The following is a 24530-nucleotide window of genomic DNA, read 5'->3' on the forward strand; positions in this document are numbered from 1 at the left end:
AGGTTGAAGATGAAACGAAATCATGGATTTAGCTTGATCGAAGTGATGGTAGTCATTGCGATTCTCGGATTATTGGCATCCTTAATTTTACCAAACGTATTAGGGTCAGCTGATCAAGCCAACCGACAAAAAGCACGGACTGATATTGTCGCGTTGGAAAATGCCTTAGCGCAATATCGACTAGATAACGGCACTTTCCCCAGCACTGAGCAGGGCTTGGATGCGTTAATTAATGAGCCGACGGTTGAACCGCGGCCGCGTAATTATCGTCGGGGTGGCTATATTCAACGCTTACCGCAAGATCCATGGGGCAACGATTATTTGCTGCTTAGCCCAGGTGAATATGGCGATTTTGACGTGTTTTCGGCAGGTCCGGATGGTCAAACCGGCACCGATGACGATATTGGTAACTGGAATATTGAGTAATTAATGCTGCGGCGCTGGCAAGGGTTTACCTTAGTTGAAGTGATGGTGACGATTGCGGTGATCGCCATGCTGGCGCTGACCGTGAGTTTTGTGGTTCCTAGTCGTCAGCAAGATACCACTGCCGAAGCGGCACATACCCTCTATGAACGCCTCCGTTATGCGCGCGATTATGCGTTACTTCGTCATGCCGTGATTGGCCTTAGAATCGATAATGGCGATCACTATCGATTTTTGGAATTTACCGAGGGGCGTTGGCAAAACCTCCAGCATCGCGCGCTGCCACCGACGACGGTCGAAGGTCTCGATCTGATGATTGCGACCGATGACTTGGCATTGCTCGCACAAGACGGCACTCGCGTCGAAGATGTGTTTGGGGAAGAAGAAAAAGATTACGGGGTGCGTCGTGACAGCGATGAAGATCCGCGCGAACCACCCCCGCAATTAATGATCTTGGGCAGCGGAGAGCTCCCGCTATTTGAACTCGTGCTGCGGCATTTTGACCGCTTAGGCGATAGCCATAGCTGGCGCATTGCCAGTGATGACGGGTTGCATCTTACCTTAGAGCGAATCGACTAATGCTAGGGCAGCGAATGCAGGGATTCACCTTGGTGGAAGTGATGTTCGCCTTGGGGCTGTTTGCACTGGCTGCTCTGGCTGGCGTGGTGGCCACCAGCCAACATTTGGCGAGTCTCACGCAACTCCAACAAAAAACCTTTGCTCAATACGCTGCCAGCAATGCGTTGGCACGAGCTAGCTTGGCCTATCCCCCTACGGATAAACAGACGGGGATGGAACTCATTGCCGATCAAGAATGGGGCTGGCAAATTGAGGTAACGGAAACTGCGACGGATAAGGTGTTTTACCTGACTGTGCGAGTTTATGCAGGCGAGGTGGATACCAATAACAACCCAGTGGTGGTGATGAGCCGTTATCTTGGTCCACGCAACGGCACGGCACCCACAACCGAGGCCATGCCATGAAGAGAAACGCCGGCTTTACGTTAGTGGAAGTCCTAGTGGCCGTCGTGGTAATGGCCATCATTGGGCTGGCCTCTGCCGCGGTGATTCATACCATGATGCGCGCCAGTGAACAAAGTGAAGCCGCGCTGCTTGAATTGGAAGAATTACAGTTTGCCATGCTGACACTGGAACAGGATGTGCGCCAGATCATCAAGCGCAGTAATATCACGCGTAGTTATTTGCTGATCGATGAAAATCGACTGGCATTTATCCGCACTGGCTGGCTCAACCCACAAGGATTATTCCCGCGCAGTGAGCTGCAACCCGTGGCCTATTTCATTCGTGATGACGCGTTAATCCGAGAGCATTATTATTACGTGGATGTTAGTGAGTCGACCGAGCCTATCGCGCGGCAATTATTGACCGGCGTGACAGGGCTTGAGGTGACACCGTTGAGCGACGCTGAGGTGCGCAATTGGTCTAAACGCAATGCTGGACTCAGTGCTGGGCCACGATTCACTCACCAACTTCCTCCTGCACTTGAAGTAACCCTGACGACTGAACGCTGGGGCACCATGACGCGGGTGTTTTTGATTGCTGAAGGAGGGGATGATGTCACCTCAGAGAATTAGCAATTGCGCCCGTCCTCAGCAGCAACAAGGCGTCGCTTTATTGATGGTGCTCCTTGTGATTGCACTGGTGACGGTGCTCGCGGTGAGTCTAAGCGGGCGTTCACACCATGCGGTACAGCGCACCCTCAATTTGGGACAAGCCGAGCAAGCGTATTGGTATTGGTTAAGTGCAGAAGACATTGTGCGTGAGTTGGTGCAAACTGAGATTAAAGAAGATGACGGCATCGCTCATCTGCAGCAATTATGGGCGCAGCAAAGTACCGGAGCAGGAATGGCGTTCCCAGTTGAGGGGGGCGTGATTCAAGGAAAAGTCAAAGATTTGCGAAGTTGTTTCAACTTGAACTCGCTTGCTTTCGGGGCAAGTGAGGATGATGCTTTGTTACCAAGACGGAAAGCTCAATTACGGCATTTATTGCTGGCCGTTGTCACGGAGATTGATGCTTATACGGCGGATGTCATTGTGGACTCGGTGGCCGATTGGTTGGATGAAGACAGTGATATTGGGGGCAGTTATGGCAGTGAGTCCATTGATTATTTGAGCCTGCCGTTCCCCTATCAGGCGGCGAATGCGTGGTTTGCTCAGGTGAGTGAATTGCGTTTAATTCGAGGGGTCAGCGCGAGTATTTATCAGCAACTGCGGCCTTATATCTGTGTTTTACCCAAGGATAATAGCTTGCGTATCAATGTGAATACCGTCAGCCCAGACCACCCAGAGTTATTACATGCGGTAACCGTCGGCGCCATGACAGAAGATGATGCGACGAGTTTTTTAGCAAACCGTCAGCACGGGGGGTATGATTCGATTGATGCTGCCCGCCAGCAAGGTGCATTAAATCATGCTGCTGGACGCGAGCTTGAGGCAAATCTGGGGCAGCCATTGGATGATTTGGATGTGAGCAGTAATTATTTTCAATTGAATGCAACCATTGGTGTCGGCGATTTCAAACTACCCGTAGAAAGCCAATTGATGATCACGCAAGACACCACGGCCGTGATTTACCGCGGTTTAGGAGAGCCCTAACATCATGGAACAATTATTCATTCGCTTAAGTGCTGCGCCGCAAACTGTGGTGCATTGGCTGATTTGGAACCCGTTGCATCAGGAACTCATTGCCAGCGGCACCTTGGCGCAGGTTGAGGAACTGACCCAGCTAACTGAGCATGCGCGGAGTCGTCAGGTGATTGTCTATGCCAGTGGGACAGAAATCCTAATGACCCAAGTTGAGTTGCCCAGCAGCGCCTTGCGCATGTTAACGCAGGTAATTCCGAACGCGTTAGAGGATGAGCTGGCACAAGATATTACTGAGCTTCACTTTGCTTGGCCGCCGATTAAAAAAACCGGACCAATGGTTACCGTGCCGGTGGCGGTGGTTGGGAAACAGCAAATGCACGCATGGTTGGACGCCTTGCAACAAGCGCAGATTATTTGTGATGCCATTTACCCGGATATTTATTTTCTACCCAAACCAGAGGAAGCAGACCACGCAACCACGTTAACTTTGGGTAACCAAATGGTGGTGCGAACAGGCGAGCATCAGGGCTTTGCGTGCGAAGCGCATTTGGCCGAGGCGCTCACTGAAGGATGCACTCTTAATCCGGTGGAGCAGCAAGATATTGAAGTTCCCTTGAGTGTGATGGCAAGTACTTACTACGCGGCTATCCAATCAGGCGCGCTGCCATGGATTAATTTACGGCAGCAACAATTTCGAGCGCTCCGGCAGCGCAGCAGCCACTCAGGCTGGCGAAACTATCGAGGTGCAGCCATTGCAGCCAGTGTGTTGGTGGTGATCGCGTACGCCACTCAATGGGTCCATTACTGGCAATTGGGGCAACAGCAAGCACAATTGCAAACCGCCATTGAAGCAACCTACCGCACCACCTTTCCTGATGAAACGCGCATTGTGAACGTGCGAACTCAGTTAAATAGACATTTGGAAAGCCTTGGCGCGCAGCGAGAAGGTCGTTCTCCGCTGGAGCTCTTGTTGTATCTCGAAAGCGCCTTTCAAGCGAATCGAGATATTCAGCTCGAGTTATTGCGTTATGATAATCACACTTTACGTCTCCAGGTGAGGGCAGATAGCTTTGCGAGTTTGGAAAAATTTCTAAAAATTGCGAACGAGAGTGGTGCAGTGTTGGTGGAGCAAGGGCCGGTATCCAATCAAAATGGGGCCGTGAGTGGCACGTTGACGGTGAAGAAGGAAGCGTAATGGCGATGAAACAACAATGGTTACAGCCCTTATTACAGCGCTTTCCAACCTTGGATGAGCGATTACGACAACTCAACCCGCGGGAACGTATCTTGTTAAGCGTCGCCGGTGCTTTGCTGGTGCTGCTCTGTCTTTACTTAATTTGCTGGCAGCCATTGCAAAGTGGTCTCCAACAGCGAGCCATGCAAGTTGAAGCGCAGCAGCAATTATTACAATGGGTGCGAGAAAACACCGGGCGTTATCAGTCATTACAGCAAGCACAAGGTCCTGGTGGAGCCGCCGCAACCCAGCGGCAAGTAACGATTACCGGCAGCCTGACCGAGCGCATGACTCGGTTAGCGAGTGTTCTCGACATTGAATTGACACGCTTACAACCGCAAAACGACAGTCTCGTTATTGTGATTGATCAAGCGCCTTTTGATGCCCTGCTGAAACTCCTGGAAGCAACGGAGCAGCAGGCAGGATTAACCATTGAACAACTGGATGTCGCACCGGCCTCCCAACCTGGCGAAGTTCGCGTGCGCCGACTACAGGTGCGGTTATGATGAAATGGTGGTGGTTGTTGCCGTTATTTATTCTTGGGTTGGTGGTACAAGCACCTGCGCAATTGTTGCCTTGGGTGCTCCAGCAGGTGAATGGCGCCGATGCTGTGCAATTAACGCACGTGCAAGGAACGCTTTGGAAGGGCTCCACGAATGTCAGTGCGCCCCTTAGTACGGGGGGCCAGGTTGAATTCCAACAGGTGCAATGGCAACTGAGCCCGTGGCATTTATTGTTGGGGCGCGCGGTGGTTCAACTACAGATTCCACAGCGTGCTGGGAATGAGCTGTATGGCGAAGCAAATGTGCAGCTACGGGCCACTGAAGTCAGTGTCAGCAGTCAGTTGCATGGACAACTACAACCGCTTATCCAGCAGTGGCGACTCCCGGTCCCGATTACGGTGGCAGGGCAATTGGAGTTACGCCTTGATGATTATGGTCTGAGCGACTTTGACAGCCAGCAGTGGTGTCATCGACTAGCGGGGCAACTGATCACCCGCAATACTGAAATGCGAATTAACCATGTTTGGCATCCCCTCGGTGATTTTAATACGCAACTTGGCTGCGTCACTGATGGCAATCAGCAGGCAGTGCAGCTGCGGGTCGAGCCACCGAATTTAATCGGGTTGACGGTTGCGGCACAAGTGGGGGGAAGTTGGCGTGCTCCGCGAGTGAAAGTCAATGGTACGCTCCAACCAACCGCGCAGACCCCTGCGCCGATCCGTGAGCTCTTGGTGTTTTTAGGGCAAGCTGATGCGCAAGGGCGCTATCCATTCTCGTGGTAATGCTGCGGTAACAATGCAAACTTCTTCTATAAGCCGCAATTGCCACTTGCGAGTGTGCCTACAGGCGCTTAAAATAACCCGTTTCGATTAACAAATTTACAAAGATTCATATCATACTACAAGGATGAGGTCGTCATGAAAATTGCAGTTGCGGGAACCGGTTATGTCGGTCTTTCTAATGCCGTGTTATTAGCCCAGCATAACCATGTGGTGGCAGTTGATATTGTCGAAGCGAAAGTCGCTCAAATTATGCAACGGCAGTCACCCATCGTTGACGCAGAAATCCAAGACTTCCTAACGCATAAAAATTTACACTTAACCGCGACCACTGATACCAATGCGGCCTACCGGGACGCTGATTTTGTGGTGGTGGCAACCCCGACTGATTACGACCCTAAAACTAATTATTTTAATACCAGCAGCGTTGAAGCAGCCATCGATGCGGTGCGTGCGGTGAACACAAGCTGCACCATCATTATTAAATCCACGGTGCCGGTTGGCTATACGAAGCAATTGCGTGAAGAACGCAATGATGAAAACATCATTTTCTCACCTGAATTCTTACGTGAAGGCCGCGCACTATACGATAATCTTCATCCTAGCCGTATTATTGTTGGCGCACAAACGGCGGCTGCGCACCAGTTTGCAGAGCTGTTGCAACAAGGCGCAATCAAGCAGGATGTTCCGGTTTTATTCACCGACTCAACGGAAGCTGAAGCCATTAAATTATTTGCGAATACCTATTTGGCAATGCGTGTGGCGTATTTTAACGAGTTGGACTCTTATGCGGAAACCCACGGGTTGAACGCCCGTCAGATTATTGATGGGGTGTGTTTAGATCCACGAATTGGTGACCACTATAACAACCCGAGCTTTGGCTATGGCGGTTACTGTTTGCCGAAAGACACCAAACAATTATTAGCCAACTATCAAGATGTTCCGCAAACCTTAATTAAAGCCATTGTGGATGCCAACCGTACGCGCAAAGATTTTGTCGCCGAAAGTATTTTAAAACGCCAACCGAAATGCGTGGGCATTTATCGCTTGGTGATGAAGTCAGGCTCGGATAATTTCCGTGCATCGGCCGTGCAAGGCATTATGAAACGCCTCAAAGCCAAAGGGGTTGAGGTGATTGTTTATGAACCCGTATTGCAAGAACCAACCTTCTTCAATTCCAAAGTGGTGAATGACCTCGATGAGTTTAAGCGTTCATGCTGTATGATCGTTTCGAATCGACTCACGGAAGAACTTAGCGACGTCGCTGATCGCGTGTACACCCGCGATTTGTTCGGCTCGGATTAAAACAAGGAGTAGGGCGATGGTAAACAACCCCCCAGTAACAGCAGCACAGTGCATCGAAACCGAATGGTTAAACTTGGACTATAGCTATCAAGGGTTGACCGACGAACAATTGCGCGCTTATGCGCAGCAAAAACTGCCGGCTAATTTTACGGCCTTAAAGCAGCAGTTGGTGACCGGTGAATTTGAAAACAAAACGGAGCAGCGGAAAGTCACTCATGTGTTGAACCGTAGCATCCATAATGTTGTGAAAGCAGCGAATGGGAAAAACCGTTTTGTCGAAATTGTACGCTTATTGCGTAGTGGTAATTGGTTAGGAGCAACAGGCAAGCCGATTACTGATGTGGTCAATATCGGTGTTGGCGGCTCGGACCTTGGGCCAATGATGGGGGCCTTTGCCCTGCATGAATTTGCCGATGACTATAGCTTACATACCTTGCATACGCACTTTGTTAGTTCGATGGATGGCGGGCAATTGTATGCAGTACTGCCAATTGTTGATCCTGAAACGACACTTTTTATCATTGCGAGTAAAAGCTTTAGTACGGTCGATACACTCGCCAACGTACAGACGGTTAAAGAGTGGATTAAGCCGGTATTGAGCGAAGCCGATTGGTTGCAGCATCACGTGATTGGAGTTAGCTCCAATAACCAGGCGATGATGGAATTTGGTATTCCTCCGAACCAGCAATTAAGTTTCGCTGATTCAGTGGGTGGGCGCTTCAGTATTTGGTCAGCCATTGGTTTGCCCATCGCGTTGTCCATTGGCAGTAACCAGTTCAGTAAAATGCTCGAGGGGGCACAAGCCATCGATGAGCACTTTGCCCAAACCGACGACATTACCCAGAATATTCCAGTGATGTTAGCGCTGCTGGGGGTGTATAACCGCGAAGAGCGGGGCATTAACAACCTTGCGATTTTGCCTTATGACGGGCGTCTGCGGTATTTGCCTAACTACATGCAACAATTGGATATGGAGAGTAATGGCAAGCAAGCAACCCATGACAATCAGCCGTTAACAACTCCCACGGGACCGATTATTTGGGGAGGCTATGGCCCCAACGGGCAGCACGCGTTTTTCCAACATTTGCACCAAGGTTGGGATAGCTTCACGGCAGACTTTATTGCGGTCCTGCATCGCGCTGCGCCAGGTTTTACGCCGCCCGTTCAAGACGCGTTACGTGAACAACAGCGGTTAGCTGTGAGTAACTGTTTAGCGCATCGGAAACTGATGTGGGAAGGGTTTCGTGCGGTGGGGCCGGATGGTCAAGAGGACCCGCGCAATACTTACACTGGGCAACACCCCACCAATTTATTGTATGTGGATGAGCTCACGCCGCAGAGTTTTGGTGCACTGATTGCCGTCTATGAGCATAAAGTGTTTACCCAAGGGGTCATTTGGGGCATCAACAGTTTTGACCAGCCCGGTGTTGAAAAGGGTAAAAATTGTGCAAAAGATATTTTAGCAGTGATTGATGGGGTTAAATCACAAAGCTTCGATGCGAGTACAGATCGTATTATCCGACGTATGTAAGCCTTGATTCACTAATAGGTAAGAAAAAACACAATGACTTGGTACGTGGTACGCACCAAGCCACGGCAAGAGCGTCGTGCCTTGGTAAATTTGACGAATCAACAGATGGTCGCATTTTTGCCAGAGTTCACGGTACATAAAGTGCGGCGAGGGAAGCGAACTCCGGTTACGGAACCTTTATTCCCTGGGTACTTGTTTGTCAATTTAGATGATTATGCGGAGCAGTTTTATAAAATTCGTAGCACCTTTGGCGTTAACAAGTTATTAACGTTTGGTTCACGAGTGGCGACGGTGCCAGACTCGCTCATCGCGGAATTACAACAGTTGAATCAAAACTCAGATGTGGTCCAAAAAGCGACGACAGCAGCGATGCCTCAAGTGGGTGAAAAGGTTGAAATTGAAACCGGTCCTTTTGCCGGTTTTATCGCTGAAATCATTGAGTTAGATGGCGATAGTCGCTGTATCGTCTTGTTGAATTGGTTGCAGCAAGATGTTCAGGCTACCTATTCGTTTGACGAAATCAGACGAAATTAGCGTGATAGTTTCGCACTTTTAAGAATTTTCCCTAATGTAAAAGTTGTTAAATCTGCGTTGATCCATGTTTATCGATATGGTCTAATGGCGTTGCACTCTAGCGTGCAGAAATACAGGCGTTAGAGGAATACGATGAAGTATAACAATTGTTATGTATTGAATGGTTTTTAGGATGCCGCAACCTAAGGGCGGTAGCGTGCCTAAGTGATTATCGTCACACCGATATCACGAAAAATAGGTTGCAAAATGAGCAAGGCTTGTTATGCTTCTAGTGTGTGCGTGTACGACAAGCATTTTAGCAAGCAGGTTACTCTCAAGGAGTTTATGATATGAAATTATTAACAGCTTTATTAGCTGCAGCAACATTGGTATTGACGCCAGTTGCAATGGCACAACAAGAAGGTGCTGCGGGTAGCGCTGGTGGTGCTGGTGCTGGCGCCGCTGGAGCAGGCGCTGCTGCAGGTGCAGCGACTGGTGTTGGAATCACTGTTGGTGCTGCAGTTGCAACTGCGGTTGCTGTCGGTGTTGCCGTGACTGTGGCCAACGATAGCGATGACGAACAACCAACAACGCCACCTACTCCACCAAACCCACCAGTAACAACAACGACTGTAACCACGACAAACTAATTGGTTTGTGTCAAACGAAGTCGTTGAAATGATTGGAGGGTGGTTGTTTGATTAAATCAACCGCACAGAAAAAAAAGCCGCTGAATTACAGTGGCTTTTTTGTTGTCTGTAGCACATTGCTGGCCACACTTTTTATTCCAAATAGTGTAGCGCGAACCCTGCCTAATGACGCCGAAGTGCTGACCACTGAACCCCAAAAGTCTTGGTACGATTCGTTATTAGGACGGACTGCTCGCGAAAGCCTGGATTGGCTATTAAACAAGCATCAAGACGTTGAATTAACGCCAGCAGAAGCAAGAGCCTTACCTTACGCTGCGCAATACATGCGAATGGGCGAAGGTGCACGGAACCTTGTGGTTTTAGGGGAAGTGGATAACGTGGCAGGCGAACCCCGCTTGCAGTGGTATTCAGCCACCGATGAAGTGATCGATACGTATCAAGGACGTATCCTTAGTATTGAAAATTTAAAACATGCGCAGGTGAAGGCTGTGTGGCTCGCTGCAGTCAGCGCGGACCAACTGGTGTTCGATAAACGGATAACCTCCCCGTATCATACCGAGCACGTTCCTCACCTGATGACCATGCGCGAAAGTTATCGAGTGCAACGGCATCAAGAAAGCTCAAGCTTAACCATGCCAAATGGTGATCAGGTGACAACGCGGGTGGTGCTTGAATCCTTATATCCCGCAACTGAACCAACAGATACGGCGGTGAAAACGCCAATAGCCGTGAACGAGTTTCATTACGATGTGGTTAGTGGTCGCGCGGTTAAAACAAAACAATGGCTGGGGACTGAGTTAGGCTATCTCGAGTCTCTGGAAGTGCAACCCTACCTTGCCTCAGCGCCGAACAATCATTCGGTAGCTTGGGGGTTTGAGCCTGCTGCTGGCGTGGTCGATTTAAAACGCCAAGACGGTGGCAACCCAACGGATTACCTTCAAATTCATGTGCTGTGTGGAGTGTGTAGCGATGAGGTTAACGACCCGACACAGCACCATTTTAGTGGCTTGTTTTATAGCCATAAAATGCGCCTGAACACCGTTGTCACCGAGTTTCATCAACAAGGCTTCGCACAACTCCCTTATGAGCCGCTAACCCGTCTTCATAGTCCGAAGCTCGATCAATGGTTTGCCGGCCGTAAATCCGGTATGCTGATGCGTCTGCGCATGCTCGAACAAACGTATCGGAGCGATGGTGAAGAGCAACTCGCAGCGCAAGCTGCTGAATTAGCCGAAGCATTTCTAACTTGGCCGCTACGGGCGACTTACCTCCATGGCTGGTCACTTGGTACCGCCCGGTTGTATCAATCTGATAACCCGATGTTATCGGTCGCTGATGCTGTCGCTGATGTGCGCACCACGGCAGTGATCCCTCGTTATGAAGTGAGTTTTCAACCAGCCCCTCCTGCAGCGGTTCACGTGGGGCTTGCAACACCATTAGCAGCTCATGAATTAGTGTATGTGACTGATGTCACCGGCAAGATCACACGAGTGCCCGTGCAGGGGTATAACAGCACACCTGCGCTGCGAACCATGACAGAACAACCTGGGGCTATTGTTTTACACAGTATTGCCGATAAAGACTTACCCAAGGGGTTTCGTGACTTAAATGAACAATTGGCACTGTTTTTACAACATTGGGACTGGTCGGTTCGTCCCGAATAACAACGATGCATAAAACTTTATCCCAAGTAATTCCACAGCCCAAAGGTAATCGATACAGCGCTGCTCTGGCTTGCGTGGTCGGTGGACTGTTATTGCTGAGTGGCAACGCTTACGCTACATCGGCCCATGGCCCCTACGCCCAAAATGATTTCGGCGTGGTAGGATTATTGCAAACGCCAACAGCGCGGATGAACGCCCACGGCGAGTTCTCAATTAACTACAGTGATACCAATGAATACCGTCGCAGCGCAGTGAGTTTACAGGTATTTCCTTGGCTAACAGCTACTGCACGCTATACGGATATTCGTAATCGACTGTATAGTGAAGACCCCAACTTTAGTGGCGATCAAACCCTCAAAGATAAGGCGTTTGACGGTAAATTATTGTTGTGGCAAGAGTCACGATATATTCCACAAATCGCGTTAGGCCTCCAAGACGTAGGGGGCACGGGAATCTTTGCAGCGGAATATTTTGTTGCGAATAAGCGTTGGGATTTAGACAGTTTCGGCTTCAACAACTGGGGTGGCATTGATGTCAGCCTAGGAATTGGGTGGGGCTATTTGGGCCAACGCGATAATATTACCAACCCTTTTTGTGAAATTGCCGACCGCATGTGTGACCGTGAACGTGGGTTCAGCGGGCGGGGCGGTAAGTTTGAAATCGATAAGTGGTTTCGAGGGCCTGCCGCGTTATTTGGTGGCATTCAGTACCATACGCCTATCCAAGGATTAAGCGTGATAGCCGAGTATGAGGGGAACAACTATCGTTATGATAATGCTGGGGTTCCTATCGTACCTGACTCACCGTGGAACTTTGGGGTTCATTACGCATTAAATCCAAACGTTAGCATGAAGCTTGGCTATGAGCGTGGCAATACGTTCACGTTTGGTTTTACCTTTAATTTCAATTTCAACGAACTTCACCAATTAAAAATTGAGCCGGAAAAGCGGCAAGCCCGTGCCGAATCAGAACAAGCACGCCCGACCGATTGGTCGCAAGTGAATTACGCACAAATAGCGAATGATCTGATTGAAGAGGCAGGCTGGAGCGTTGGTTGTATCGCAAATGAGCTCAATGACGGTGGGAGTGATTGTGATCAGCGAGCCATCCAAGTGGTCGAACAACCGCAAGGAGCGGTGGTTGAGATTGCCGCACAACAAGCCCGTTTTCGCGATACCGACGATGCTGTTGACCGCGCGGCTCGGATTCTGAGTGATTCACTCCCGCGTGACGGCGTGGCGGAGTATCGGATCACGGAATACCAAGGGAACTTGGGATTAGCAACCCACGTCATTCAAGTGCCTGCGTTTGAAACCGCTTACCGCGGTGAACGCTTTTTTGCGGATGAGCAAGATGCCATTCGCACGACCAGTGCCCAACCGATGCAAGAGCGTCCCAACCTGTTAGAGCCGCATTGGAATAAAAATCGGTTTGGTTGGGCAATTCAACCTGACCTAGAGCAAAGCTTCGGTAACGCTGAAGCGTTTTATATGTATCAGTTAAGTTTGAAAGCGGTCGGTTGGTATGTGTTTGATGACTCGCTGATGGCTGTCGGTGAAATGGGAATTAACTTAATCAATAACTATGATAAGTTTAATTACCTGATTGACGGCAGCGATACTCCATTGCCACGGGTTCGTACGCGGGTACGAGAATACGCTGAAAACCAAGATGTGTGGGTGAATAGTCTGTATTTATACAATACGCATCACCTTTCTAAAAACGTTTATGCGGCTGCGTATGCGGGCTATTTAGAACGTATGTTTGGGGGCGTTGGTGCGGAGCTTCTCCACCAAGCGCCGAATAGTCGCTGGGCCTATGGTTTCGATATTAACTACGTGAAGCAACGTGATCCTTATCGGGACTTTGGATTTGACGATTATGAAGCCTTTACTGGGCACGCATCGGTGTATTGGCGCCCAACGTGGCTAGAAAATACGACCTTGATTGCGCGTGCAGGACGTTTCCTAGCGAAGGATGACGGGGTTCACCTCGAGTTACAACATGAGTTTGACTCGGGCATTATTGCGGGGGCTTTCGCCGCATTCACCAATGTTAGTTCAGAAGACTTTGGCGAAGGGAGCTTCACCAAAGGGTTCTATTTGAGCATTCCGTTTGATTTATTTATGCTACGACGGACGAAATCGCGAGGCACCATTGCTTGGATGCCAATCATGCGAGACGGAGGCCAGTTGCTTGGTCGCCCGCAACTTTATCGATAGTTGGAAGAACGCTAATGACACCCATGAAATTAACTCTACTCTCTTTGTCTGCTCTGCTGTGTGCTAGTTGTGCGTTTGCTCCTGGCAGTCATATCGATACCAAAAGCTCGTTGTTTGAAGATTCGAATAACGAATTCAGCGAGGCTGATCTCAGTAAGTTGGTGGCGACTCATAGCATTTCACCGATGTTACTCGCCGAGCTTAACACGCCGAATACGGCACCGCAGTTCAATGAGCAATTGCAAGCTGCGCTGGGCAATTATGACTACCAAGTCGGTAAGGGCGATGTCCTGTTAATCACGGTGTGGAACCACCCCGAATTGACGATTCCAGCTGGTTCAATGCGAAACCCTATTGATGCGGGTAACTGGGTGCATAATGACGGAACCATTTTTTATCCTTACGTGGGTAAGGTCAAAGTTGAAGGTCTGAAAGTCACCGAAATTCGCGATATTCTTGCCAAAAAATTGGCCAAGTATATCGAAAGCCCGCAAGTCGATGTCACGGTGGCAGGGTTCCGAAGCCAGCGCGTGTACGTCACGGGAGAAGTTAACAAGCCGGGCGTATTGCCGGTAACTAACGTGCCGATGACACTGATTGAAGCCGTCAGCGCGGCGGGTGGATTAAATCCTGAAGCCGACTGGACCAATGTGACCCTCACTCGAAATGGTCAAGAACGACAGTTTAATTTGCGTGAGTTGTATCAGCAGGGGAACACCGACCAAAACATTCTTTTGCAGCCGAATGATGTGGTGCATGTGGCACGGAATGACCAAAACAAAGTGTTTGTCTTGGGTGAAGTCCGCCAGCCACGGAGTTACATGATTGGTCGCAATGGCATGAGCTTAGCCGAAGCCTTGGCTGAAGCAGGCGGTTGGTTTGAAGCAACGGCGAATGCTGAAGGTGTGTTTGTGATTCGAGCGGCGGATCCAAATTCCGGTCGCATTGCTGATATCTATCAACTGCATGCAAAAAATGCGACTGCCCTGGTCCTAGCGGAGCAGTTCCCACTGCAACAGCGTGATATCATTTATGTCACGGCCGCACCAGTGGCGCGTTGGAACCGTGTAATTAGCCAAATCCTGCCATCAATTTCTGGGCTTTATAACTTAAGCCGTACGCGCGATGAAATGAGGTAATCGGGAGTATGTTTGATCGAATTTTAGTGGTGTGTTTGGGCAATATCTGTCGCAGCCCCACCGGTCAATTTTTATTGCAACAAAAGTTACCGCACAAAACCATTGATAGTGCTGGAATTACGGCGATGATTCATAGTGAAGGGCACGGCTGGGATATGTGCCCGAAAGCTCGTGCTGTGGCGCAAAAGCATGGTTACGATTTCCCCGTGCATGAGGCGCAGCAGTTAACGCGAGAACTCATTAGCCAGTATGATTTGATTTTGGTCATGGAACAGGCCCATCGACGTCACATTGCCCAGCGTTACCCTGAAGCGCAAGCAAAGACAATGCTGTTAGGGCAATGGCTCGAAGCGGGTGGCAAGGAAATTCCAGACCCGTATAAGAAAAGTGAAGAAGTGTACGATCATGTGCTTAAGCTGATTGTACAAGCAGTGGATTTATGGGGTCAAAAGCTGAATTAATAGGCTGCTTCATGGACTCGAAGATGGTGTGTAACCATCGCTTTAACTAGATTTCGACACCCAACGATTTGAACAAGGTATTTTCGAATGCAACAACAAAAATCAGCTCCCGTTCAGCAGCACCATAACGATGATGAAATCGATTTGGGACGTTTGTTTGGGCTTTTAATTGACCACAAATGGCTGATTGCCATTATCACGGGTGCTTTTATGTTTTTAGGGGTGCTGTATGCGCTATTAGCCACCCCGATATACCAAGCAGATGCGTTATTGCAAGTAGAAAAGAAGTCGTCTGGCATTCCAGCGCTGGGTGAAATGGCGGATATGTTCGCCAGCGAAAGCGAAGCCGCAACAGAAATCGAAATTATCAAATCACGGATGGTGATTGGTGCCGTGGTTGATCAATTGAAATTAACCAACGTGGTGCAGCCGAATTATTATCCAGTAATCGGAAAGTTTTTGGCGCGCCGTGCTGAAGAAGAAGATCGGTTATTGATTGACGTACTCCAAGTGCCAGCTGATCAGCTAGGAGAACCACTGAAGCTTGAATTTGATCGCTTGGGTGGCACTAGCTACACCTTGTACAACAGTACCGGCGACGAGGTGTTAACAGGTGAAGTCGGCAACCGTGCAGAACAGGGTGACTGGGTATTACACATCACCGACGCAGTGGTGGCCAATACGGATTCCTTTACTCTGGTTAAACGGAGTCGTTTGAGAGCCATTCAGCTGATTCAGCAAGAATTAGCGGTCAGCGAGCGTGGCCGTCAAACGGGCATTCTCAACGCCAGCATCCAGCACGCGGACGGGCAACTTGCCGCACAAGTGTTGAATGCGGTCACGCAAGAGTACATGTTGCAAAATATTCGCCGCAACGCTGCGGAAGCTGAGAATAGCCTGGAGTTTTTGCAAGAACAGGTTCCTAGTATCCAAAAAAATCTGCGGGAAGCCGAAGATGAGCTAAACCGCTATCGGTTGGAAAGCAGTTCGGTTGACTTAACACTCGAGACTAAAGGTATTTTGGATCGTGTTGTTGAGCTAGAGAAAGGCATTAATGAGCTGACGCTTAAAGAAGCGGAACTCAGTCGTTTATATACGAAACAGCACCCGACCTATCAAGCCCTCATTCAGCAAAAGCAAGAGCTGATCGCTGACCGTGAGCGGTTATCAAGTCAAGTGAAAGAGTTGCCTGAAACCCAACAGCAAGTGTTACGTTTAGCGCGTGATGTGGAAGTAAACCAAGAGATTTATCTGCAATTATTGAACCGCATGCAAGAGCTGAATGTTCTGAAAGCTGGCACTGTGGGGAATGTGAGAATTCTTGATGAAGCCATGGTCAACCCAATAGCTGTCGCGCCGCGTAAAGCTCTTATTGTCGTGCTTGCAACCATGTTGGGTGGCATGATTGCAGTTGGCTTCGTGTTTGTCCGTTCACTCTTGAATCGTGGTTTAGAAAGCTCGGAAGAGCTGGAGCAAGAAGGAATTAACGTTTATGCGTCAGTTCCTAAATCAGAAACGCAAGATGCGATTAACGAAAAATTACTGAAGCTTTCCAAACGCCGCTCCAATGAAGTCATACGAGCTCCGTTGCTGGCGAACGAAGATCCAACCGATTTGGCGATTGAAGCATTGCGTGGTTTACGGACCAGCTTACACTTTGCCATGTTGGAAGCGCGCAATAACATTATTATGATTTCGGGCCCGAGTCCGGGCGTTGGAAAGAGCTTTGTCACCGCGAACTTGGCTGCAGTTTTGGCCCAAGGTGGTTCGAAAGTTTTATTGATTGATGGCGATATTCGTCGTGGCTATCTGCATAACATGATGAAAGCAGATAACATTAAAGGCTTAGCGGATTACTTGGCTGGCACCTCTGACAATGATGATTATCATGAGTTCGTACAGTCTGGGTATATTGAAAACCTTCACTTTATGCCGCGTGGAACGAGTGCGCCAAACCCTGCAGAATTGCTCATGCATACCCGCATGACTCAATTAATGGAAAAATCAGCGCAGGAGTTTGATTACGTGTTAGTGGATACTCCGCCGATTCTTGCAGTCACCGACCCAGCGATCGTTGGTCGTTATGCGGGAACGACGTTGCTCGTGGCACGTTTTGGTATGACGCCAGTGAAAGAAATGATGTATACGGTCAAACGTTTTGAACAAAACGGTATTGAGGTGAAAGGCGCTATCCTGAACGGTGTTGAGCGTAAAGCAAGCTCTTATTACGGATATGGTTATAACTACCATTACGGTTACGCCTATAAAAGCGAATAATTAATGTGATTCAAAGCCAAGCACGGGGTAAGGTGAACGCACTCAACCCGTTGCTTGGCTAAGCTTATTTAATTCTCCTCTCCCCCTCTCTTGCGATTCTGCTTTCCTGCTTACTAAGCTCTTCCCCCTTAACAGATTCCTACTTTTAAGTTATAACACCTCCCAGTAAGATATTTCGATCAGCGCCTTGGTGTTGCAAACAGGGCAGGAGGGTTCCATGAATATCGATGTTTTCAACGGGGATGCCGATGGAATATTCTCCTTAATTCAACTACGGCGCTACGCTCCCGTTGCGACCTCGCAGCAACAGCTCATTACCGGTGTTAAACGCGATCATGCCTTATTGCAAACGATCACGGATGCACAAGCCAAGGATGCGGAGCTGTGGGTGTTGGATTTACCCTTCGACAAAAATAGCGTGGCGTTACCGCGGCTACTTCAGCAAGTTCGCCATATTCACTATGTGGATCATCATTTTACCAAGTCACGGTTTCACCATGAGCGGCTGACGACGGTCTTCGATTTTTCTCCTACCGTTTGCACGGGGCTGTTGGTGAGCGCACACTTAGGCTATCAGCAGCATGTGTGGGCGTTGCCCGCCGCATTCGGAGACAACTTGTTTGATGTGGCTTATCGTGATTGCCAAGCGTTAGGGCTCTCAACTGCGCAGACTGAACAGCTTCGGGAGCTGGGCATGCTGGTCAATTACAATAGCTACGGTGCCACGGTCGCGGATTTACACATGCATCCAGCCCAACTGTATTGCCAATTAATGGCCTATGAGTCGCCGTTTGCGGTGGTGGCAGATAATGATCGGGAAGCTCCTTTTCTGTTGCTACAGCAAGGTTATGTGAACGATCGTGAACAAGCGCGAAATGCACAAAATTTGGAACACCATCAAACCATACTGGCCATTCGGTTACCTGCCACCGCGTGGGCGCGTCGCATTAATGGTTCCCTCGCGAACGAACTAGCGCAAGAGCACCCGGACCAAGCCATTTTAATTGCGACTGAAAATATGGATGGCAAAACCTATTCCATTAACCTACGAGCTCCGCAAACGAACCGAGTGGGAGCAGGCTCCATCTGTGAGCGCTACCCACATGGTGGGGGGCGTGCAGGGGCAGGTGGCATCAACCACCTGCCGGAGCATGAGCTGGATGGCTTGTTGCGGATCGTGTCAGATTATTACAGCAAGGGGTCAATCGGCAACAATGAGAAAAAGCCGATCAGCAAGCGTTGAAGCCAGCTTGTTTCAGGCTCAATATGATATACCGCAATAATATCCCCTTGCTCATTCCGTTCATGCCATTCTAGCTTGTCTTTCTCGTTTAACACCACTTCATAGGCATGATAGGGGGTGTTATTAAGAAACGTTTGAGCCATCTGTTGTCCCAACGCCTCACTTTCGACGACTAAGCCGAGTTCCGTATTGAGATTGGCGGAACGCGGGTCAAAGTTGAATGAACCGACAAAGACACGATGGCGATCAATGATAAAGGTTTTTGCGTGCAAGCTACTTGCCGACACACTGGAAAATGGCAAATCATTGTCTTCTGGCTCTTCCACCAAAGGGATCGCTAGGGCGGTGGGGCGCAATTCAAAGAGACGCACCCCAGCACGTAGCAACTCTTTGCGATGTTTGGCGTAGCCCGAATGGACCAAGGTGACGTCATTGGTGGCATAAGCATTGGTTAATACCTGCACGTTTACCCCGTGTTCGACCAGAGCGCCCAATGACTGAATCAGCTCAGTGCTCGGTATAAAGTACGGGGAGATCAATAACATCTCTTGCTGAGGCTCATCGAACACAATTCTAAATTTATGGGTAATGAGTTCTTCGGGCGCTGCGTGGCCTAATAGTTTGGTCGGAGAATCGCTGACCACCACGGCATGAACGCCATACCAAGTGGCATTGGAAAAAAAGGTTTGCAAGTGGGGTAAGCGCGGTTGGTAATCAAAGATGACTGCCGCAGGTGCTTTGCTCGGTGGATTTTCTAGCAGCTCGAGTGGGTAAGCCGAATCGCTGTTCCAGTAATTATCAAAGCGCACCGAAATATCCTGCACGATAGGCCCAACAGCAAGCAAATCCATATCCGAAAATAAGATATCAGTATGACCGTTCAGAAAGTAATCATTGCCAATATTCCGGCCCCCAACAATGGATGCTTGGTTGTCTACCGTAAGTGATTTGTTGTGCATGCGGCGATTCGAACGATCAAAGTCGGTGAGAAACCCTAACACCAGAGCCCCTCGCGGCATAAAGGGGTTCATTAAGCGAATTTCCACATTGGGGTAACGATTTAACTCATGCAAAAAAGGCGTGACCGCGCCACTATGAATATCATCGAGGAGCACACGCACGCGCACGCCACGCTGTGCAGCTTGCTCTAAGGCTTGGATGATTAGCACCCCAGAGGTGTCATCACGCCAAATATAGTATTGAATATCGATGCTACGCTCGGCGTTTTCGATCAACAGCAAGCGTGCCGTCAACGAAGGTTCGGCTTCGTCCAATACCAGGACTCCCGCATTGACTCGGGAGTGAGGGTCTGCCTTGATCTCGAAGGCACGAGCAATCAAGGAGCCCAGTTGGGTTTGCGCGGTATCGACAGGATGAATGGCATAACTTGCCTGGCGTTGAGATAAATCGGGTAGGCTAGCACAGCCGGGAGCACCGACCAGCGAGGTCATGAGGATTAACACTTGAATGAATCGCAACAACGTCTTTTAGCTCTCATCAATAATTACTTTGTGTAGTTATAGCATACTGTTAACATTGGCGAAACATTCTCAATGTGACAGAGGACCTAGGGAAGCTTGTTATGTTGTTGAAAGAAAAAGTTTTTCTTTCGAACTGTGATTCAGTTCGAGCGCTTGAACCCACGGAGCTTTATAAGCGCTTATTGCTGGGTTTAACCATGGCATCCGGGGTGGTGGTGTCCCCCAATACGTTATTAGATAATCGTGATGTGGGGGCGTTTTTACGTCGTGCAAATGTCGTGAAATATCTGAATGAGGAAGGGGCAGGGCAACTGGTTGTGCGCGGCTTAAATTTTACCGCCGACCTCACTCTGGAAGACTATTTTGCGGGGCTGCCGGGGGACTACATTGTCTCAAGTATGGATGGTGCTCCGCAAAAACAACAGTTAACCCGGGTGCAAGTGCAGCACTTGAATGCCCGTTTACGCGAAACTCAAAATGCCCTTACAGCATTGCAGCCCGTTTATCATCCGCTGGAGTTACATGCTGATAGTCTGCAACGAGCGATTCACGAGCGGTTACAAGATCCGGCCATTGTTGGACACTTTTTTGCGGATGCCGAGCAGCAATATCAGTTTCTGCAGCAAACGGTGGGCTTGATCAGCCGCTCACAGTGGTATCAAGCCACTCAATCACTGGGCGACGCGTTTCGCAGCGAAGTGATTGACCCTGCTTATCACTCATTGTTTGTCGAACGTGGTGAAGGGTTTTTACAAGATCATATTCGTCATCTCTCCATGATTCCAGCAAGCTTCCTGAACACTGGGTTAACCATTAAATCACTCCAGCGTGAGTTGAGTGTTTTACAATTGCCTTATAAGCTGTTCCAACTCATCAGTAGCTTGGGAAGTACTGAATTGCTCCATTTCATTGCGGATGAAACGATGAGCTATATCGAAGATAAAGCCACAGAAAAAGGGTATGATTTTGCCACCCGTAAAAACTGGTTTGGGCTGTATCCGAAATTACGCCATTATATTGGTTTGGAAATAAAAAAATGACTGCCAAAACTGTCTATCAAAATCCTTGGTTTGAGGTGGTTCAAGATGGCCGCTGGCATTATATTTATGAACCTAATGCGCAGCAGGGGGCGGTGATTATTGCCCGTCAGGAGCAAGAATTTATTTTAGTTCGGGTACCGCGTCACGCTCAGCAAAGTTTGCAGTTGGAATTTCCTCGTGGCTACGGTGAGCCCAACGAACCAGCTGTTCATGCAGCGGTGCGTGAATTACGTGAAGAAACCGGGTTTACCGTGGCGCCGGATACGTTGATTGAGCTAGGGCAAGTCCGGCCAAACACAGCAATACTGGCGAGTCGACTGCCGGTTTTTTACGTGGACATTCCACCTGGCCAAGTACCTGAGCCGCATGATGAAGAAGCAGTTGCAGTGGTACGGCTCACTGGGGAACAACTTGATCAACAAATTGCCGCAGGGGCGATTAGCTGCGGGATAACCTTAGCGGCGCTGCAATTATTATATGTTAAACAACGCACGGATTTTTCAGCGAACGGATAGAGCAAAGGAAATAGTATGATTTTAGTCACAGGCGGTGCAGGTTACATTGGATCCCACACGGTTGTTGAGTTGTTGACGGCAGGGCAGCAGGTATTAGTGCTGGATAATTTTTGTAATAGTTCTGTCGAAAGCCTTCGCCGGGTGGAACAAATCACCAACCAGCCCGTACCGTATATTCACGGTGATGTACGCGATTTATCACAATTAGAGCAGGTATTTGCAGAGCATCCGATCAGCTCCGTGATTCACTTTGCCGGCTTAAAAGCTGTGGGTGAGAGTGTTGCGAAACCCCTTGAATATTACGAAACCAACGTGCAAGGCACACTTAACTTACTGAAAGTGATGGCCGCAAACGGTATTAAAAAGTTCGTATTTAGTTCCTCCGCAACGGTCTATGGCGATCCAGCCACGGTTCCGATTCAAGAACATTTTCCAACCGGCGGCACCACGAATCCGTATGGCACCTCAAAATATATGGCGGAGCGGATCCTTGCGGACTTATGCAACGCGGATCCTGAATGGTCGGTCTTTGTGCTACGCTACTTTAATCCGGTTGGCGCCCATGCGTCTGGGTTGATTGGGGAAGATCCCAACGACATCCCTAATAACCTGCTCCCTTATATTTCTCAGGTAGCCGTGGGGCGGTTGTCGCAATTGAGTGTGTTTGGCAATGATTATCCCACCCAAGATGGCACGGGTGTTCGCGATTATATTCATGTGGTCGATTTAGCACTCGGTCATTTGGCAGCACTGAAGCAATTGGCCCATCGGACTGGCTTTGAGGCGGTCAATTTAGGGACTGGCAACGGGTATTCTGTCTTGGAAATGGTGAAAGCTTTTGAACTGGCTTCAGGTCGCACCGTGCCCTACCAAATTGTCGCTCGCCGGCCTGGCGATATCGCTGTTTGTTATGCGGACCCGAGCAATGCGGAGCGCGTGTTAGACTGGCGTGCAACTCGAGGGCTCGATGAAATGATGGCCGATACTTGGCGTTGGCAACATCAGAACCCGCATGGCTATAAAGTCGACTAAATAAAGACCTCTCCGGTAATGATATTGCTCGCTGTAATGGCTTTCTGAAGAGCCATTTTGGCGGGCAACTCTCCATGCACTAGGCGAACATGATGAACGGGTTTGATTTGCGTTGCTAAGAACTCGATGAGTCCAAGTTGATCGGCATGGGCACTGTACCCTCCTAGTTGATGGACATAAGCTTTAATGGTGTAACGCTGTCCGTCTAACTCCACATAACCACCTCGGGGGCCATAGGTTAAAATATCCCGTCCTGGTGTTCCTTCCGCTTGATACCCCACAAAGATAATATCGGTAATATCTTGTTCGATGAGCGCTTTCAGATAGTTCACGATGCGTCCGCCGGTACACATGCCGCTGGCCGCAATCACGATGGCTGGATAATGTTTGGTACGTAATAACTCGACAATATCGAGATGTTGCTGATGACTTTCGACCACGTGCAAGCGTTCAAAGTTTAACGGGTGGCGCTCATCAGCCAAACGCTCTTTAGCCTCGTCATCCCAGAGTCGCTTTAAACGTCGATACTGAGCAGTGTATTGGCTTGCTAACGGTGAGTCGAGAATGACGGTCACCTTCTGCCAGCTGGGTTCATGATGAATAATGTCTTCAATTTCGTACAGCAGCTCTTGGGTGCGGCCAATGCTAAAGGCTGGAATTAAAACGGTCCCACCGTCTGCAAATGCTTTATTAATGGCTCGTTTTAATCGGTCTTGGCGATCTTCCCGATTTTCATGAACCGAGTCACCGTAGGTGCTTTCCAAGATTAAATAATCGGCATACTCTAACGGTGTGGGGTCCGGCAACAGGGGAGTGTGTTTGCAACCCAAGTCACCGGAGAATACCACTCGAGTTGGCAGTTGTTGTCCCGGCTCGAGGTGCCGCTGCTCCAGTTCAACATAGGCTGAGCCCATAATATGCCCAGCATTTCGAAAGCGAAGTCGCCAGTGATGGTGAACGTCATACCAGGTGTCGTAGGGGATGGGTTCCAGTCGTTGCTGAATTTCGGTGAGAACCTGATCGGCGTTCGCAACCTTGGTGATCTGCATGGCATCGCGGAGCACAATCGGGAGCAGCGATGCAGTGGCTGGTGTGCAATAAATGGGTTCACGGAATCCCTTCGCCCATAAACTGGGTAAACGTCCCACGTGATCTAAATGGCAGTGGGTAATGACCAACCCGACTAGTTGTTGAATCGGGAAATCAATGTCGTTATTACGAGACGATTGACTCCCGCGGAATAGTTCGTCATTGCCTTGAAATTGGCCACAGTCGATGAGCAGCGATGCCGTACGTGATAGTAAAAACTCATGACACGAACCTGTGACCCCCTGATGAGCTCCATGATGAAGAACCCGTTGATGAACCTCCATGACCCACCCTTAATATATTTTTAACCTATTGATATGACAAATTAACATGAATGTCATGAAAAATCTTATTTTTGTTTTAATATTAATCAGCTATTATTTACAAGTGGGTTAAGGAAGATATGAATTAGGTATGAAACCTAATGGGATACCAATATGGAGAATGCGGACGTGAGTGGCTCTGAAAACGTACAAACAAAACAAATAAAACAAGTACAAGCGCCCAAGTCATACTTGCGTCGCAAACTATCCCTTTATAATGGCACTGAGAAGCTGTCAGACTTGGGCGTTCCCAGTCATGAATCGAATCGTGCGGTGGTGCGACGGGCGTTACAGGAACTGAGAAGTTCACCGATTGTGACCCATGTTGTCTTCCGCGATCGGAAGGGCCGTGAATGGAAAATATCGAGAGCGACCTCATTGATAGAACGGCTGAAAATACAACTGCTTGCTAACTAATCATTTTTTGATTTAGCGCTAGTTATTCCTGTGCCGTTATGGTTATATTGAATCTATAACAAAAATAACAGAGCGCAGGGGCT

Annotated in this window: 24 protein-coding genes; 22 read left to right on the top strand and 2 right to left on the bottom strand. The window is 49.1% G+C overall.

Translation table 11 applies throughout. The features are described 5' to 3' along the window. Nucleotides 1-3 precede the first annotated feature (3 nt). The 18 genes from gspG to BLP64_RS03990 all read left to right on the top strand — a co-directional run bounded on the left by gspG (nucleotide 4) and on the right by BLP64_RS03990 (nucleotide 18550). Nucleotides 4-426, top strand: a complete 423-nt coding sequence (gene gspG / locus BLP64_RS03905; RefSeq protein WP_176754909.1) for a type II secretion system major pseudopilin GspG — start codon at nucleotides 4-6, stop codon at nucleotides 424-426. A gap of 3 nt (nucleotides 427-429) precedes the next feature. Next, the gene (locus BLP64_RS03910; protein WP_092592126.1) at nucleotides 430-1002 is read left to right on the top strand and encodes a pilus assembly FimT family protein; all 573 of its coding nucleotides are present in this window, start codon (nucleotides 430-432) and stop codon (nucleotides 1000-1002) included. 14 nt (nucleotides 1003-1016) lie between these two features. After that, entirely contained in the window at nucleotides 1017-1406 is a 390-nt protein-coding gene (gene gspI, locus BLP64_RS03915) for a type II secretion system minor pseudopilin GspI (RefSeq protein ID WP_176754910.1), read from the top strand. Beyond that, nucleotides 1403-2017, top strand: a complete 615-nt coding sequence (gene gspJ, locus BLP64_RS03920; RefSeq protein WP_092591961.1) for a type II secretion system minor pseudopilin GspJ — start codon at nucleotides 1403-1405, stop codon at nucleotides 2015-2017. Before gspI ends, gspJ begins: the two co-directional genes overlap by 4 nt. Further along, nucleotides 1998-3038 (top strand): type II secretion system minor pseudopilin GspK, encoded by a 1041-nt coding sequence (gene gspK, locus BLP64_RS03925; protein ID WP_176754911.1) that lies wholly within the window; start codon nucleotides 1998-2000, stop codon nucleotides 3036-3038. Before gspJ ends, gspK begins: the two co-directional genes overlap by 20 nt. Before the next feature lie 4 nt (nucleotides 3039-3042). Continuing rightward, nucleotides 3043-4224, top strand: coding sequence for a type II secretion system protein GspL (gene gspL, locus BLP64_RS03930; RefSeq protein WP_092591965.1), 1182 nt, complete (start codon nucleotides 3043-3045; stop codon nucleotides 4222-4224). Then, nucleotides 4224-4769: a type II secretion system protein GspM gene (gene gspM / locus BLP64_RS03935; RefSeq protein ID WP_092591967.1), complete on the top strand. Its 546-nt coding sequence runs from the start codon at nucleotides 4224-4226 to the stop codon at nucleotides 4767-4769. The genes gspL and gspM overlap by 1 nt, the downstream gene beginning before the upstream one ends. Continuing rightward, the gene (locus BLP64_RS03940; RefSeq protein ID WP_092591969.1) at nucleotides 4766-5548 is read left to right on the top strand and encodes a type II secretion system protein N; all 783 of its coding nucleotides are present in this window, start codon (nucleotides 4766-4768) and stop codon (nucleotides 5546-5548) included. The genes gspM and BLP64_RS03940 overlap by 4 nt, the downstream gene beginning before the upstream one ends. Before the next feature lie 135 nt (nucleotides 5549-5683). After that, a complete protein-coding gene (locus BLP64_RS03945) occupies nucleotides 5684-6850 on the top strand; it encodes a nucleotide sugar dehydrogenase (protein ID WP_092591971.1) in 1167 nt (388 codons plus the stop codon). Between the two features lie 16 nt (nucleotides 6851-6866). After that, nucleotides 6867-8381 (top strand): glucose-6-phosphate isomerase, encoded by a 1515-nt coding sequence (gene pgi / locus BLP64_RS03950; RefSeq protein WP_092591973.1) that lies wholly within the window; start codon nucleotides 6867-6869, stop codon nucleotides 8379-8381. Between the two features lie 33 nt (nucleotides 8382-8414). After that, complete coding sequence (gene rfaH, locus BLP64_RS03955) at nucleotides 8415-8915, top strand: transcription/translation regulatory transformer protein RfaH (RefSeq protein WP_092591975.1); 501 nt, start codon at nucleotides 8415-8417, stop codon at nucleotides 8913-8915. A gap of 329 nt (nucleotides 8916-9244) precedes the next feature. Further along, nucleotides 9245-9544 (top strand): hypothetical protein, encoded by a 300-nt coding sequence (locus BLP64_RS10780; RefSeq protein WP_176754912.1) that lies wholly within the window; start codon nucleotides 9245-9247, stop codon nucleotides 9542-9544. A 47-nt stretch (nucleotides 9545-9591) separates the two neighbouring features. After that, nucleotides 9592-11208, top strand: a complete 1617-nt coding sequence (locus BLP64_RS03965; protein ID WP_176754913.1) for a YjbF family lipoprotein — start codon at nucleotides 9592-9594, stop codon at nucleotides 11206-11208. A gap of 5 nt (nucleotides 11209-11213) precedes the next feature. Continuing rightward, nucleotides 11214-13430, top strand: a complete 2217-nt coding sequence (locus tag BLP64_RS03970; RefSeq protein ID WP_092591979.1) for a YjbH domain-containing protein — start codon at nucleotides 11214-11216, stop codon at nucleotides 13428-13430. A 14-nt stretch (nucleotides 13431-13444) separates the two neighbouring features. After that, nucleotides 13445-14569: a polysaccharide export protein gene (locus tag BLP64_RS03975; protein ID WP_233340097.1), complete on the top strand. Its 1125-nt coding sequence runs from the start codon at nucleotides 13445-13447 to the stop codon at nucleotides 14567-14569. An 8-nt stretch (nucleotides 14570-14577) separates the two neighbouring features. Continuing rightward, complete coding sequence (locus BLP64_RS03980; RefSeq protein WP_092591981.1) at nucleotides 14578-15030, top strand: low molecular weight protein-tyrosine-phosphatase; 453 nt, start codon at nucleotides 14578-14580, stop codon at nucleotides 15028-15030. Nucleotides 15031-15117: 87 nt separating this feature from the next. Next, entirely contained in the window at nucleotides 15118-17307 is a 2190-nt protein-coding gene (locus BLP64_RS03985) for a polysaccharide biosynthesis tyrosine autokinase (protein WP_092591983.1), read from the top strand. Between the two features lie 217 nt (nucleotides 17308-17524). Then, nucleotides 17525-18550 carry a hypothetical protein gene (locus tag BLP64_RS03990; RefSeq protein WP_092591985.1) on the top strand — a complete coding sequence of 342 codons (1026 nt, stop codon included), beginning with the start codon at nucleotides 17525-17527 and terminating at the stop codon, nucleotides 18548-18550. On the opposite strand, the gene BLP64_RS03995 is transcribed toward BLP64_RS03990, so the two are convergent. Next, nucleotides 18496-20001, bottom strand: a complete 1506-nt coding sequence (locus BLP64_RS03995; protein WP_176754914.1) for a phospholipase D-like domain-containing protein — start codon at nucleotides 19999-20001, stop codon at nucleotides 18496-18498. The genes BLP64_RS03990 and BLP64_RS03995 overlap by 55 nt on opposite strands. Before the next feature lie 131 nt (nucleotides 20002-20132). On the opposite strand from BLP64_RS03995, the gene BLP64_RS04000 reads away from it, so the two are divergent. From BLP64_RS04000 to galE, 3 genes are read left to right on the top strand one after another with little or no spacing between them, the layout of a single operon-like run. Next, on the top strand, nucleotides 20133-21071 hold the full coding sequence (locus BLP64_RS04000) for a hypothetical protein (protein WP_092591989.1): 939 nt from the start codon (nucleotides 20133-20135) through the stop codon (nucleotides 21069-21071). Continuing rightward, nucleotides 21068-21586, top strand: a complete 519-nt coding sequence (locus BLP64_RS04005; RefSeq protein WP_092591991.1) for an NUDIX hydrolase — start codon at nucleotides 21068-21070, stop codon at nucleotides 21584-21586. The genes BLP64_RS04000 and BLP64_RS04005 overlap by 4 nt, the downstream gene beginning before the upstream one ends. 15 nt (nucleotides 21587-21601) lie before the next feature. Further along, nucleotides 21602-22618, top strand: a complete 1017-nt coding sequence (gene galE, locus BLP64_RS04010) for a UDP-glucose 4-epimerase GalE (protein ID WP_092591993.1) — start codon at nucleotides 21602-21604, stop codon at nucleotides 22616-22618. Here galE and BLP64_RS04015 read toward each other — a convergent pair. Then, the gene (locus tag BLP64_RS04015; RefSeq protein ID WP_092591995.1) at nucleotides 22615-23991 is read right to left on the bottom strand and encodes an MBL fold metallo-hydrolase RNA specificity domain-containing protein; all 1377 of its coding nucleotides are present in this window, start codon (nucleotides 23989-23991) and stop codon (nucleotides 22615-22617) included. The two genes, galE and BLP64_RS04015, sit on opposite strands and share 4 nt — an antisense overlap. A gap of 168 nt (nucleotides 23992-24159) precedes the next feature. On the opposite strand from BLP64_RS04015, the gene BLP64_RS04020 reads away from it, so the two are divergent. Next, a complete protein-coding gene (locus tag BLP64_RS04020; protein ID WP_143001066.1) occupies nucleotides 24160-24447 on the top strand; it encodes a hypothetical protein in 288 nt (95 codons plus the stop codon). Nucleotides 24448-24530 lie beyond the last annotated feature (83 nt).

Source organism: Pseudidiomarina indica (genome assembly GCF_900104245.1).
GTDB lineage: Bacteria > Pseudomonadota > Gammaproteobacteria > Enterobacterales > Alteromonadaceae > Pseudidiomarina > Pseudidiomarina indica.